We start from the raw sequence: 14013 nt of genomic DNA on the forward strand, positions 1-14013 counted from the left end.
TGATATGAGGAAGGGGCTTTTTTGCGTTCAAAAAGGAAGAATTAGGCTGCTTTTCCAATATCTCAATATGAAAAGGAAGATGTGATAGGCGAACTTTCCGTCCCGAAGCTTTCAGTTGAAAAATTCCTGTTTAAAGCCTATGTGTACATAGAAGCAGCTTAAAAATGGCAAATCAAGACGAGTTTGTCCTTTTTTTGCACCTTTAAGGGATCAGCTTTTTATTTTGCATTTTACGACGGCTGTTTTCCCTTCCCTTTTTTATATGCGGCATATAAGAAAAGGATAAACAAAACTGGGACTCCGACCAAAATGGAAATAAAAGGGATGCTCGCGCCTTTTTGTTCGTCCAGTTTAAAAATCTCCGATGTTTCCCGTTCCAAAGTGATCGTGTATCCGTCCTTTGAACTTTTTATGCTTCCCCCTTTTAAATACCCTCTCAATTCGTGATTATCCGGCAAATATCGAAATCCGATCGTTACGCTTTTTGTTTGCGATGTGTTGTTAATGGCAATAATGGATGTTTCATCACCGCTTTTTAATTGATAAACGAGCATGCCGTCCTTTTCATACAACAAATGATATTGCCCTGTTCGGAGAGAAGGCAGGATTTTGCGAATGTCGGCTAAATTTGTTATGTACTCGACTATTTCGGTGCTCGTGCGAAAATCCATCATCCGATAATTGACTGCTCCATTTCCGCCATCCAATGCAATCTCCGTCCCGTAATAAACAAAAGGAACAGCCGGTAAAGTATATAAATACGTCAAGGCAAGTTTTAATCTTGTCACTGGAAACGCTTCATTCTCAACAGCTTTTCTTGTAAAACGAACGATATCCTCGTCATCTAAAAACGAAACGACAGGCAGATTGGATTGCGTAAACCCGTCCAATCCTGAAAGCGGTTCATCCACATTCGAAAATGATTTTTGCGCATTTTTCGCAAAATAGGTATTCATCACGGCATCGATTCCACTGTTTTGATATGTATTCGGATCACCCCCGCCAATATCTGCCACTAAAACGAAATCTTTTTTGACAGACTTAACTTCTTCAGCCATTTTTTTTAAAAATTGAGGTTCAGTTCGATTCGCGTCAATCAACCGATACCCGTCAATATCACTTTGTTTGATCCACCATTTAGCGACATCGATTATAAATGCTTGAACGTCGGGGCGAGAAACATCGAATGTCGTACTTCCTTCAACAAACCATTCTTTTTTAGCTGGATCAGACAGCCAAGGGTGGTTCGGTCCTGTTTCGAAAACAAAATCTATCATGATCTTTAGATCACGTTTATGTGCTTCCTTTGTCAGCTGTTTTAAATCCTGCATTGTTCCAAAATGCTCGTCCACTTTTTTAAAGTCTTTCACCCATTTCCCATGAAAGCCGTTTGCCTCATTTTGAAATATTGGTGATAATGAAACGATTGTAAAGCCCATTCCTTTTATGTAATCCAGCTTTTTGATCACCCCTTGCAAGTCACCCCCAAGAAAATGTTCAAGACCGCCCTTTCTTTCGCCGTCATTGGCCGTCGTTCCATTGTAAAAGCGGTCAACTGCTACGTGATAAATTGACTCATCCTGCAAGTTTACAGCGCTAGCAGTCGCTGAAAAACAAAAAAGCAATGAAACACACAAAATGAAGATCAATCCTTTTTTCACTCGTCAAAATCCTCCTTATGTCAGCAAAATCCATGCTTGTCGCTCAATTCATCTAAGTTCGCCGCTTCAACTCTTCCGCAAAATCGGCAAGCGGTGTTGCATCTGTTTTGGTTTGCTGTCAATCTTCTCATCGAATGTATGTAATGTTTGATGGGATTTATCCCCTTTTCCGATGAGTTTTTCTTTATAAGCCTCGCGAATCACTCGCTGGCTTATCCCCGTTTCATTTGAAAAAGCCTTTATTCCTTCCATGCTAACTGAAAAATAAGTTTACATGTTTGAAATCATTGCGTTACCTACATCATTTTGCCTGGATTGCGCCACGATCAAACAGTTCGTCAACGTATTCAAAAAGTTAGGTCAGTTAATTTTTCATTCATGATCTTCTTGAGCTATTCTCTTACAACATGAACCGTACCAGGCCAAATTCGGATCTTATTGTAAGCTTCTCTCCCTGCTTGATTCCTAGACATTAGAAAATTTTTTGAAAACGTTCATCATTTTCATAAAAATCTTTTTTCTACCGATGAATCATTCAGTTTCTACAAAATGTTTATATATCTCTCCCCTCCCGCTCCCCTTGCAGATCATTTTTGAATTTCATTATAAAAAACATTATAACATGCTGAACATGTTTGTCCTTCTTTATTATAAAAAGCAAGGGGGTGTCTAATAAGTCGTTTTTACGGCTTATTGACGCCCCTATTAATGTGTTAGAAACGTTGATATATCGGTGTTTATGATTTTTTGTTTTCAAGGCGATTTGACTATCTAAGACAGCCTCATTTTCCCTAAATTCATCAAATGATATTAATCCGGTACTTTTCAAACCAAATGTGAATTTGCCAAAGATAGGCTAACAGCTGCGGTCCCGTCATCAGCTGTCCGTACCATGGGCGTTGAAAAGATGCACCGTCTGTCTCTACTAATTTATTTAATGCATTCCCATCGAAAAGCTCGTGCAATATGGAGTCTTTCATGGCCAATACGTTTTCAAGCTGTTCTTTTACAAGCTTCGTATATTTCGGATGATGTGTTTTCGGATACGGGCTTTTTTTCCTGTAGACAACCTCCTTCGGCAAAAGATCTTCTAAGCTTTTCCGTAATAGGCCTTTTTCCCGATCGCCATATCGTTTCCATTCCCACGGAATATTCCAGACGTATTCGACAAGCCGGTGATCTGCAAACGGAACGCGCACTTCAAGCGATGCCCCCATGCTCATGCGATCCTTTCGGTCAAGCAATGTTGTCATAAACCATATCATATTTAAGTAAAAAAGCTCCCGCCTTTTTCTTTCCGTTTCAGGTTCTCCATCTAAAACAGGTGTTTCTTCAATCGTTTTTTCATATTGCCTTAAAGCATATTCTTTTATATTCAGCTTTTTTTGCCAATCGTTCCGGAGCAGCTTGATCCGCTCATCTAATGAACGAATCCACGGAAATCCTTCTCTTGCCAATTCCTCAGGACGGTAAAACCACGGATATCCGCCGAAAATTTCGTCCGCACATTCTCCCGACAAGCTCACGACAAAGTCCTTATTAATTTGCCGGCAAAACCAAAGAAGTGAAGAATCGACGTCCGCCATCCCCGGAAGATCACGGACTTCAACTGCTTCCTGCAAATATGAGACAAGCTCTTCCTGTGTCATGATACAATCGTGATGAATGGTTTGAAAAGATTCCTTCATTAAATGAATCCAGTAGGCATCAGCATTCGGCTGAAACTCGCTTTGTTGAAAATACTCAGAATTCCCTTCGTAATCAATTGAATAAGTATGAAGATGCCCCTTTCCTTCCTTTTCAAATGTCCTGGCGGCAATCGCTGTAATGGCGCTCGAATCCAATCCTCCCGATAAAAACGTGCATAGCGGAACATCGCTGACAAGCTGTCTTGTGACGGCATCTATTAGTAATTCACGCACTTTTTCGACCGTTTCTTCAAAAGAATCCTCATGCGGATGGCTTTTAACGTTCCAATACCTCCATATTTTTAAGCCATCTCGATTAAAAACGAGGGCATGGGCGGGTCTAAGCTCTTCGATTCCTTTAAAAACGCCTGAACCGGGAGATCTCGACGGCCCCAGCGCCATAATTTCTTGCAGCCCTTCCTGATCGAGCAAAGCATCGACTTCAGGATTGGCTAAAAGGGCTTTTATTTCAGAAGCGAACAGAAAATTACCGTTGTTTTCATAAAAAAAGAGCGGTTTAACGCCAAGACGGTCGCGTGCTATAAATAATTTTTCATCTGCTGAATCCCAAACGGCAAAAGCATAAATTCCGTTTAAATGGTGCACACATTCTTCTTTCCACTCCATGTATGAAGCTAAAAGAACTTCCGTATCTGAGTGGCCGCGAAACGTATAGCCTTTTTTCAATAATTCTTTGCGAATATCTTCCGTATTGTATAGCTCGCCGTTATAACAAATCGTGTAGGAATTATCTTCTTTTTGTTTTGTCATCGGCTGTCGACCGCATTCCGGGTCAATGACAACAAGTCTTTTATGCCCGAACAATACGTGCTTCTTTCCCCAAATATTTGTATCATCAGGCCCTCTTTTGCTTAACGTGTCAATCATGTCTTCCATTATTTCAGTATTTTGGAAAAGTGATTGTTGAAAATTTACCCAGCCAGCAATTCCACACATATGCTTATCACCCCACTATCTATAACATGAAAGATGTAGCTATTGTATGCAAAAAAAGTTCAATGTTACCTGCCCATTTGTATAAAAAGAAAGCATTTTGTCTAAAACAATCAATAAAAAGTATTGAGGTGTTCATATTGTTTTCGGACGTAAAAAATGACCTTCTCCATAAACAAAAAAGGAGTTTTCGGACCGCAACCGTTGAAATGCTTCAAGCAAAACCGATTTTGATCGATGATGAAGATGATGAACAGATTTCTCTTGATGATTTAAACGATCAGCACATTGAACTTTTGAAAAACGGCCGATGGGTTGATATTGGACATAATAAGGAAGAATACTTGCGGTCAGGCGGAAAAATTCGAATCAAGAAGACATTCCCCTATGCATTTCATTCTTTTTTAAATGAATTGGATGATGAAAGCTTTATAATGTTTGTACACCATTTAAATGCTTTATCCTTTTCCGTTTATGACATCATCTACTGCCACAATCAATTGTTGTATCACCATGGAAACAAACCGATGAAAGGCGCTTCTGTTTTTATATTTGATAATACGGATTCTCTTTGTGCGGTTCAGCATTTTTTCCATCGGGGAGACAAACAAAAAGACCTGTTTGAATTCACTGTAAGCACAGGGGAACGAAGCTTTGTCAGCTCTATTTCATAACTGCAATTCAAGGAAAAAAGGATTTAGTTAAAAAGTACTTTTAAGACAGTCGGAGTAATGAAAGCTTTGCAATTGATAGGGGGAGTGCAGAGAAGAGTCATTTAAATTTTTTTAAGGAGACACATAAAAAACAGCTTCAGCCTGATAATGCTGGATATTCAAAAAGATGCTATTCGTTCGAATTGTCACCCTGTGGCTAAGTATTTATTCAATGATGGGCGAAACAGACCGGCTGCCCAACATCAATGTAGACTGCGCTACCGAAAATGTTTATAAAAACAAAAATATGAACCTAAAACATTAGGATATTCACAAAAAGAAAGTAAACGTAAGCATCGCCTGCATTGAAACTTTTTTCCAATCATGGAATTTCGTCCAACTTTTTGTCGATTAGCAAGGTTTCAATGAACTCATATCGAATTATTATTCAAGCCTTAATAAAAAACGAGATAAGGGGAGTTTCATAATTTGGGGTGGTTATTAGCTATTCCATTTATTTTGCTTGGAGCTTTTTTATTTTCATTAACCATTGATGATATAAAATATAGGCCATATAATTCTAATAATTATAGGATTTGGATGTTTTTTTAAGGCTGGTTTTTATTGTCAAAGACAAGAAAGAAAAATAATAGGGGGGTGTCTAATAAGTCGTTTTTACGGCTTATTGACGCCCCCATTAATGTTTTAGAAACGTTGATATATATCGGTGTTTATGATTTTTTGTTTTCAATGGCGATTTGACTTTCTAAGACAGCCCCTGCGAAATACGCTCCTATATTTTTGCATCAACATATTTTTTAAAAAGTAAGAGGCAGTCTAAATCCAAGCAAAATGACGAGAATCAGCACAATCCAAAAGCCGATCCAAATGCCTTTGGACGATTCGTTTCTCTTCTTTTTGCCCAAAACCATTTCCATAAGCCCGATCAAAACAATGGCAAGGAAAATTTTAGCGACATATTCCCCTACATAGTTGGCCATGCTGAACACATTATAGCGGAAAATTAATTCAAGTCCAGTTGCCAACACGATTAAATAAAAGATTCGCACAGCCATATGCAAACCTTTTGAAGGTTTGGCAAAGGCAATGAAAAACAAAATCAGCAAAATGACCCATGATGTAATATGCAAATGTGTCATAAATGCCCTCCCCCATCTATACTTGCAAGTCCACATTCATCATATCAAATGATCATCCAAAAACATAGCAATTACTATGATAAATAAAATGATTTCACTAAATTGACAAAGACGCACTAAAACGAAAGATTAAAGGGGCTCGCCCGTCCTTTCGCTATTAAATTTCCTTGACTTTATTTCTCAACGTGCCAATTCCTTCTACCGTAATTTCGACAGTGTCGCCAGGCTTTAATAATTTCGGCGGATTGAAGCCTTTTCCGACTCCCGCAGGTGTACCTGTTGCAATGATATCTCCCGGCTCAAGAGTCATGCCTTGAGAAATGATGGAAATGATCCGTTTAATCGGGAAAATCATTTGATTTGTATTGGCTTGCTGCCGAATTTCGCCATTAACTTTCGTCTCGATAGACAGATGCTGTGGATTCGAAACAGCCGATTTATGTACAATATACGGTCCCATCGGGCATGATGTATCCAAGCTTTTTCCTAAAAAATATTGTTTGTGGCGAGCTTGCAAATCTCTTGCTGTGACATCATTGATGATCGTATATCCAAAAACGTAGTCATAGGCTTCTTCTTCGCGAATTTGTTTTCCTTTTTTCCCAATGACAACTGCAAGTTCCCCTTCATAATCAAGTTCGTCGGTTAAATAAAGATGAGGATCAATTTCTCCTTCATGAGCAATAACGGAAGTTGAAGGTTTGGAAAACAGAATCAAATCGGAAGGAATATCACTTTCGCTTCCCATTTCCGCAACATGGTCACGGTAGTTTTTACCGACGCACATAATGTTTTTCTTCGGTCGTGGAATCGGTGCTTGAAGTTTAACAGCTGACAGCGGATAGACATATGTCTCCCTTTCTTTTTCCTTCGCAACCCATTCCTGTAATGCTTCAATATGGCGGACAAATTTTTCACCCATTTCAATGCACGCTTGCAGCGATGCAGGCGATATTTCCGATTCATAAAGCTTCAGTTCCGCTTTTTGAATATCAACAACCGAATCTTCGTTAAAAATTAGTCCGATAAACGTTCTGTCGTGAATATTTGCAGTGACAAGCTTCATGTTCTACCCCCAATTAAGATAAAGTTTTTTCGCATTATTTGCAGTTGTGCGCACAATATCTTCACGTGGCCTCTTTTTAATATTCGCCAATTTGCAGCAAATTTCCTTTAAAAATAACGGGGTTGTGTCAACATTTTTAAACGCTCCCCCATACCGCCAAGGGCCGTCCGTCTCAATAAGCAGCTGATCCATCGGAACTTGTTCAGCAAGCTGCTGATCGCGCAGGCGGTAGCAAACTTCCGGAGTCACAGAAATATAATAGTGTTGTTTACAAATTTCCTTCACTACAGATGATGCCGCTTTAAGCCAATGAAAATGCGCTTTTTTCACTTGATGTTTTTGCAAAAGTTGTAAAACTTTTTCCGCATCTTCATGAACTGCATGCAAGGCAACTGGCAGTGAATGTTCAACGCTGATTTTCAAAAATTCCTTCAAGACATCTATATAAGTTTGTTCCGAATACTTTGCAAATAATCGCTCTTTTTCATAATACGGCAAACCAATTTCCCCGACAGCTGAAATCGCCCTCTCTGTTCGAATCAGCGATAGAAGCTCTTCAAGCTCCCGTTCTTCAAGAATCTCCTGTTCAGGGTGAAAGCCGGCAGCTGCTATAATAAAATCTTCATGTTTCTGCTTCAATTCAAGCGTTTTATAGGCGGATGTTAAATCGGTTGAAACGGCCACAACATGAGTAATGCCCGCTTCCTGCCACTTTTTGATTTGCTCATCAATAGTTTTTGGATCGTATTGATCCAAATGAATATGAGAATCGATCATTCTTCATGACTCCCATCGGGCGGAATGAAGCCTTGCCTAGAAATGAACAGCTGATCTTTCGCAAACACATGTAAAAATAAGTCTTTCACATATTCGATGTTTTCAGGGGAAAACCATTCTTCTTCTCCAATTTGTGAAAAAAGCTTTGACAAACCGAGCGCCTGTGATCGTCTTCCGCCGCTTCCATCTCCTAAAAAGAAATCATCTAAACAGACTCGTTTCGTCGCATTCCGTAATAGATTCGTAAAATTAGGAGAAAAAGGCAGTACAGGAGAAACTGCCGCCTGTGACGGAATGTTCTCTTCATTTAGTTTTTTAAGCGCATTGATCCTAGCTTGAATCGGCGGCGCCTTTGGAGAAAAAATTTTGCGCACATCATCTCTGTCCGTTTCAATGGTAATGCTGACAAGCACCCGATCCCCCAATTTTTGAAAGATATCAATATCTCTAGTGACAAGCGGGCTTCTCGTCTGGACAAATAAAAAGTCCGGAGGCATTTCTGCTATCACTTCAAGGAGCCTTCTTGTTCGTAATTCCTTCGCTTCCAGCGGCTGGTAAGGGTCTGTTGAGGATGACATGAAAATCGTCACTTTCCCTTTCTTCTTGGCCCGCTTCAATTCGCCTAAAAATTGGTTTGGCTTTTCATCCTTTATTTCAACCCATGTTCCCCACTCTTTTTTCTTAAACAATGCGACTGGAAGCTTTTGTACATAACAATAATGGCAGCCGTATGAACAGCCGACATACGGATTTAAACTGTACGAATACCCTTGCAAATAGCCGTTTGTTTTCGTTAAAAACGAGTTTGGATTTTTACGGGTAATTTCCATTCATTACATCCTTTCCCGCAGCGAAAAGATTATCTCATTCAATGAAAAAAATTTTGAAAAGAAAAACGGCCTCAAGGTTCACAGACAGCCCGCTTGCAAACCGGCCATTACCGCTTCCGTGAAGATAAGGACAACTGTTCTCCACAAAAACAAATGGAGGGATAAACACCTCCATTTGTAAAAGGACAACTATTTGCGCTTGTCAATCGTTATCGCATGGATCTTTCTTTTGAACATTCCGTTTCAGGGTCATTATAACTTATAAAGCATGAAATGACCACTTTCTTGCTTCGTTAATCTGAAAGAACAGCATCTTGCACATTTATTTTCTCGTTTATCAATCCTGCCTCTAAAAAAGTATCTGCAAGCTTCTGTTGGGCATCCACCACTTCAGGTGTGATGTCAAATACTCCATATTCTCTTCTTTCCAAAGTTTGCTTCCATACATCTTTCGAAATGCCAGTTTTCTGTGAAAAGTTTTCGGCAGCCCCTTGTTTGTCTGCTTGAATCTCTTTGTGAACCTTCTCTAGTTCACTGATCACTAAATTTCGAAGTTCACGATTTTCTTGAAAATAATCGCGTCTTCCTACAATAAATCCATATTGACGCGGGAGACCTTTTGCATCGGCAATGATTCTAGCACCTCCACTTTCTTCTGCGTCCGCAAGATATGGATCCCAAATCACCCATGCATCCACATTGCCGCGTTCAAAAGCTCCTCTAGCATCTGAAGGCTGTAAATAGACAGGAGTAATATCATTCAAAGTCAGCCCTACACTCTCTAAAGCAGTAAGGAGCAAATAATGTGCGCTTGATCCTTTACCAAAAGCAACCTTCTTCCCTTTTAAATCTTCTATCTTTTGAATAGGTGAATCTTTTGGAACAACAATCGCCCGATATACTTCCGGTTCATAGGCAAGATAGGCTAATTCAGAATCTGAAACGGCTCCTGCAAGTACAGCAGGTGCTCCGCCTACATATCCTACATCAATTTTTCCTGCATTCAACGCCTCTAATAATGGCGGTCCTGATTGAAATTCATGCCATGTGACTTTAACTCCTTTTTCAGCCAAAATTTTTTCTAAGCTGCCTTTTTCCTTTAAGAAAAGCAAAATAGATGATTTTTGATAGCCAATTCTAAGTTCGTCTGGTAATGTCTCCTCTTCCGCTTTGGCATTTGATTTTTCCGCATTGGAAGTCTCATTTGCCTCCTCCTTGCTGCCGCAGCCTGAAATCCAAAGCACTAAAAGGAAAATTAAACTTAAAAACATACTTTTTCTGATAATTTTCATTAGTAAATCCCCCTTTAATGAATATATTTATTAAGCTTATTACGTTGATTGCCTTGCATAGACAGCTGGTGTGTTTTCTTCCTCACCCATTACGCGGCGCAAAATCTTTTCGACGAGGGCTGCAAATGCTGCATTACCGCGCTGCCTAGGACGAGGAAATTTAATCGGTGTATCCATCGCAATTTTTCCATCCTCTATCAACACCACTCGATCCGCCATTGCTACCGCTTCTTCCACATCATGTGTAATCAGCAAAGCTGTAAATCCTTGCTCCTTCCATAATCGTTCGATCAAACGCTGCATTTCAATGCGTGTTAAAGCATCTAACGCACCTAATGGTTCATCCAATAACAACAGCCTTGGCTTGCTGGCTAATGCTCTTGCAAGTGCCACCCGTTGTTTTTGTCCTCCTGATAAAACATGAGGCCATTCTTTTGCCCTGTCGATCAGTCCAACCTGCTTTAGAGCTAACTCCGCTTTAGGTAAATCTTCTTTTTTCATGCCAATCGCTACATTTTGAATTACGCGTTTCCAAGGCAAAAGTCTGGCATCTTGGAACATAATGCGAACCTCCGGATTTAATCCCTTCATCAATTCACTGTTAGCCTTGATCTCACCAGCTGTCGGCTCATCTAATCCGGCAATTAAACGAAGCAGCGTGCTTTTTCCGCAGCCGCTTCGGCCGATGATCGCTACAAACTCGCCAGGCTGCACCTCAAGATCAATTCCGCGCAGAACGTGCTGATTTCCGAAGTGTTTCTCTACACCATTGATTTGCAGATAAGTTCCAAAAGTTGGAGATTCCACATTTATCCCCCCATTCTCTACAAGTTTTGATAATTTGGATTCCAATTTAAGCATTTTCTTTCAAGCCATTTTGCCATTGAATCCGCGATTTTTCCAAATAATGCATATAGAAGAATGCTGAGCAGCACTACATCTGTTTGCATAAATTCTCTCGCATTCATGGCCATATATCCGATACCAGAATCTGCGGAAATTGTTTCAGCAACAATTAACGTCAGCCACATGATCCCCAGTGCATATCGAACTCCGACTAAAATAGACGGGAGGGCGCCGGGCAACACCACTTGCCAAAAGAGAAGCCAGGAACGAAGTCCATATACCCGTCCCATTTCAATCAACCCTTGATCTACTGACCGAATGCCATGAAGTGTATTCACATAAATCGGGAACAACACTCCAGCTGCTACTAAAAATACTTTGGCTTCCTCCCCAATTCCAAACCAAAGGATGACAAGAGGAATCATGGCCAGGTGAGGAATATTCCGCACCATTTGAATCGTTGTATCGAAAATTCTATCTGCGATCGGAAACAGCCCGTTAATAAGGCCGAGAAACAAGCCAATGCTTCCTCCAATCAAAAAACCGATTATGGCTCGTTTAAAGCTGATCAGCAAATGCTGAAACAATTCACCAGAACGAATGAGCTCCACTCCTGCCATCACAACGTCTGACGGCACTGGAAGAATTTTTGTTGAAAGAATCCCTTTAGAGGATAACAATTGCCAAATGATTAAAATCAATATAGGCAAAAGCCATGGGATTAATTGTTTTTTTACTTGATCGGAAAACAACGACTTTTTCATTTTCTGATTCTCTCCATTTCTGCTGGTAAACTGTTGTTGGCAATAATTTCTCCAAATGGTCCAAACGGTTGTGGTTCACTGTTTCTTTGAACATGGCTTATCGGCAAGTGAGGAAACAACAGTTCAGCTGTTCTATATGCTTCCTCTAAATGAGGATAGCCGGATAAAATAAATGTCTCGATGCCGAGATCAGCATATTCCTTCATCCTTTCTGCAATTGTTTCCGGACTGCCGACTAGCGCCGTACCTGCTCCGCCGCGCACAAGACCGATTCCTGACCATAAATTCGGGCTGATTTCAAGCGACTTGCGGTCTCTTTTCACAAGATCTGACATCCTGCGCTGCCCTACTGAATCAAAACGGTCAAAAACCTTTTGTGCCTGAGCGACCGTTTCATCATCCACATATTTGATTAACCGTTCGGCTGCTTGCCATGCTTCTTCATCCGTTTCACGGACGATGATATGCAAGCGAATGCCGAAGCGCACTGTTCTTCCTTGTTCCTCTGCCAGCTTTTTCACCTGATTCAGTTTTTCAGCAACCTGTTTCGGCGGCTCTCCCCATGTTAAATATACATCTGCATGCTTTGCCGCTACTTGCTGGCCAGCCAATGATGAACCGCCGAAAAAGACAGGCGGATATGGTTTTTGCACTGGCGGGAACAAAAGGTTTCCTCCTTCCACCTGCAAGTAACGACCTGTGAAATCGACTTTTTCATTTGCAAGCAGCTTTCGCCAAATTGTCAAAAATTCGTCAGTCACTTCATATCTTTCATCATGTGAATAAAAAATTCCATCACCCTTCAGCTCCACCGGATCACCACCGGTTACAACGTTTACTAGCAATCGTCCATTTGAAATTCTGTCAAATGTCGAGGCCATCCTTGCAGCAGCGGAAGGAGCCATCAACCCCGGCCGAACTGCCACAAGAAACCGTAAGTTTTCCGTAACGGGAATTAAGGCAGAGGCAATAATCCAAGCATCTTCGCAAGATCTTCCAGTTGGAATCAGCACCCCGCTGTAACCAAGGCGATCCGCTGCTTGGGCAATTTGTTTGAAATAAGACAAATCGGTTGTACGTCCTCCAATGGTAGTACCTAAATAATGCCCGTCACCATGTGTTGGAATAAACCAAAAAATGTTCATTTTTCACTCCACCCATTTCGTTTTTAGATTTTCATCTGTCATTCAAGGTTTTAAATGCGCAAAAAGGCCCCTTTCTTAGCATGCTTCTGCTAAGTAGGAGCCTCCAGTTGTCTGGTCGGTTCGCTATTGTTTTCATTTAGTTGTTTGTTTCCTCCAAAGCTGCTTCTTTTACATTGATTTTTTCAGGAATTAATTTTAATTGATGAAAAGTATCTGCTATTACCTGCTGATCATTTAGAACTTGTTCGCTTATTTTCTGAACACCATATGTTCTTCTTTTAGCTGCTTTTTCAAGCGAAGCAACATCAATTCCCAATTCAGGTGACAATAGTTCTGCAACTTCTTTTGGAGCACTTTTAGCCCATTGATCTGTTTTATTGATTTCTTCCAATAACAGATCGATAACCTCTTTATGATTTTCGGCAAACTTTCTGCTCGCTAAATAAAACTCTCTATTTTTCACTAAATCCTTTCCGTCTGCCAAAACTCTGGCGCCTGTCTCCGTTTCAGCAACAGCAAAGAAAGGATCCCAAATGACCCATGCATCCACACTTCCTTGTTCAAAGGCTGCTCTTGCATCTCCCGGTACGAGATATTTAGGTTCAATATCATTTATGGTCAGCCCCGCTTTTTCCAAAGCTTTTACGAGCAAGTAATGGACGTTTGAGCCTTTGTTGAGCGCAACCTTTTTACCTTTTAAATCCTGAACAGTGCGGATGGGTGAATCTTTTGGAACAAGAATAGCTTCTGAAAGAGGGCTTTCTGGCTCATGACCAATATAAACTAAATCAGTGCCTGCCGCTTGTGCAAAGATCGGCGGCGCTTCGCCAGTATGCCCGATATCAATGCTGCCGACATTTAATCCTTCCAAAAGCTGCGGACCTGCCGGAAATTGAATCCATTCGACAGAATATCCGTGACTTTTTAACGCTTTATCCAGCGTTCCTTGTTTCTTTAAGATGTTTAATGTCCCGTATTTTTGATATCCGATTCTAACTACCTTTTCCTCTTTATCTTTTGTTTCTTGAGATTCACCGGCGCTTTTCACATTCTTTTCTTCTCCTGAGCAGCCGGATATAACAGCAAATAAACTAACAATCATGATTAAAAGCAAGGCAAGCAAAGATTTTTGATTTTTTCTCCTCATTTTGCTACCCCCTTTGTCCTTATAAAAACT

General features: G+C 40.5%; 12 protein-coding genes. 1 reads left to right on the forward strand and 11 read right to left on the reverse strand.

Features of this window, described 5'->3' with window-relative positions; all coding sequences use genetic code 11:
- Window positions 1–230: 230 nt before the first annotated feature.
- Both NSQ61_RS10385 and asnB read right to left on the reverse strand, forming a co-directional pair.
- Window positions 231–1661: an alpha-amylase family glycosyl hydrolase gene (locus NSQ61_RS10385; RefSeq protein ID WP_327874094.1), complete on the reverse strand. Its 1431-nt coding sequence runs from the start codon at window positions 1659–1661 to the stop codon at window positions 231–233.
- 800 nt (window positions 1662–2461) lie between these two features.
- On the reverse strand, window positions 2462–4306 hold the full coding sequence (gene asnB, locus NSQ61_RS10390) for an asparagine synthase (glutamine-hydrolyzing) (RefSeq protein ID WP_340806912.1): 1845 nt from the start codon (window positions 4304–4306) through the stop codon (window positions 2462–2464).
- 137 nt (window positions 4307–4443) lie between these two features.
- Here asnB and NSQ61_RS10395 point away from each other — a divergent pair, with 137 nt between their 5' ends.
- Complete coding sequence (locus tag NSQ61_RS10395) at window positions 4444–4977, forward strand: DUF2777 family protein (RefSeq protein WP_063387038.1); 534 nt, start codon at window positions 4444–4446, stop codon at window positions 4975–4977.
- A gap of 797 nt (window positions 4978–5774) precedes the next feature.
- Here the strand turns inward: NSQ61_RS10395 and NSQ61_RS10400 are convergent.
- The 9 genes from NSQ61_RS10400 to NSQ61_RS10440 all read right to left on the reverse strand — a co-directional run bounded on the left by NSQ61_RS10400 (window position 5775) and on the right by NSQ61_RS10440 (window position 13983).
- Window positions 5775–6116 carry a YisL family protein gene (locus tag NSQ61_RS10400; protein ID WP_063386645.1) on the reverse strand — a complete coding sequence of 114 codons (342 nt, stop codon included), beginning with the start codon at window positions 6114–6116 and terminating at the stop codon, window positions 5775–5777.
- A 157-nt stretch (window positions 6117–6273) separates the two neighbouring features.
- Window positions 6274–7182 carry a fumarylacetoacetate hydrolase family protein gene (locus tag NSQ61_RS10405; protein ID WP_340806914.1) on the reverse strand — a complete coding sequence of 303 codons (909 nt, stop codon included), beginning with the start codon at window positions 7180–7182 and terminating at the stop codon, window positions 6274–6276.
- Window positions 7183–7185: 3 nt separating this feature from the next.
- Entirely contained in the window at window positions 7186–7959 is a 774-nt protein-coding gene (locus NSQ61_RS10410) for a TatD family hydrolase (protein WP_340806918.1), read from the reverse strand.
- Window positions 7956–8789 (reverse strand): SPL family radical SAM protein, encoded by an 834-nt coding sequence (locus NSQ61_RS10415; RefSeq protein WP_066250602.1) that lies wholly within the window; start codon window positions 8787–8789, stop codon window positions 7956–7958. The genes NSQ61_RS10410 and NSQ61_RS10415 overlap by 4 nt, the downstream gene beginning before the upstream one ends.
- Before the next feature lie 293 nt (window positions 8790–9082).
- Entirely contained in the window at window positions 9083–10081 is a 999-nt protein-coding gene (locus NSQ61_RS10420; RefSeq protein WP_186439323.1) for an aliphatic sulfonate ABC transporter substrate-binding protein, read from the reverse strand.
- A gap of 39 nt (window positions 10082–10120) precedes the next feature.
- On the reverse strand, window positions 10121–10888 hold the full coding sequence (locus tag NSQ61_RS10425) for an ATP-binding cassette domain-containing protein (RefSeq protein ID WP_242009262.1): 768 nt from the start codon (window positions 10886–10888) through the stop codon (window positions 10121–10123).
- Window positions 10889–10905: 17 nt separating this feature from the next.
- On the reverse strand, window positions 10906–11691 hold the full coding sequence (ssuC, locus tag NSQ61_RS10430; protein ID WP_066250605.1) for an aliphatic sulfonate ABC transporter permease SsuC: 786 nt from the start codon (window positions 11689–11691) through the stop codon (window positions 10906–10908).
- On the reverse strand, window positions 11688–12836 hold the full coding sequence (gene ssuD / locus NSQ61_RS10435) for an FMNH2-dependent alkanesulfonate monooxygenase (RefSeq protein ID WP_339229455.1): 1149 nt from the start codon (window positions 12834–12836) through the stop codon (window positions 11688–11690). Before ssuD ends, ssuC begins: the two co-directional genes overlap by 4 nt.
- Window positions 12837–12972: 136 nt before the next feature.
- Window positions 12973–13983: a sulfonate ABC transporter substrate-binding protein gene (locus tag NSQ61_RS10440; RefSeq protein WP_130158334.1), complete on the reverse strand. Its 1011-nt coding sequence runs from the start codon at window positions 13981–13983 to the stop codon at window positions 12973–12975.
- Window positions 13984–14013 lie beyond the last annotated feature (30 nt).

The organism is Aeribacillus sp. FSL K6-1121 (assembly GCF_038003725.1).
Lineage (GTDB): Bacteria > Bacillota > Bacilli > Bacillales > Aeribacillaceae > Aeribacillus > Aeribacillus composti.

Coding starts and splice junctions, on each gene's coding strand:
- asnB (WP_340806912.1), bottom strand. CDS start 4,306: ATGTGTGGAATTGCTGGCTGGGTAAATTTTCAACAATCACTTTTCCAA.
- NSQ61_RS10400 (WP_063386645.1), bottom strand. CDS start 6,116: ATGACACATTTGCATATTACATCATGGGTCATTTTGCTGATTTTGTTT.
- NSQ61_RS10405 (WP_340806914.1), bottom strand. CDS start 7,182: ATGAAGCTTGTCACTGCAAATATTCACGACAGAACGTTTATCGGACTA.
- NSQ61_RS10410 (WP_340806918.1), bottom strand. CDS start 7,959: ATGATCGATTCTCATATTCATTTGGATCAATACGATCCAAAAACTATT.
- NSQ61_RS10415 (WP_066250602.1), bottom strand. CDS start 8,789: ATGGAAATTACCCGTAAAAATCCAAACTCGTTTTTAACGAAAACAAAC.
- NSQ61_RS10420 (WP_186439323.1), bottom strand. CDS start 10,081: ATGAAAATTATCAGAAAAAGTATGTTTTTAAGTTTAATTTTCCTTTTA.
- ssuC (WP_066250605.1), bottom strand. CDS start 11,691: ATGAAAAAGTCGTTGTTTTCCGATCAAGTAAAAAAACAATTAATCCCA.
- ssuD (WP_339229455.1), bottom strand. CDS start 12,836: ATGAACATTTTTTGGTTTATTCCAACACATGGTGACGGGCATTATTTA.
- NSQ61_RS10440 (WP_130158334.1), bottom strand. CDS start 13,983: ATGAGGAGAAAAAATCAAAAATCTTTGCTTGCCTTGCTTTTAATCATG.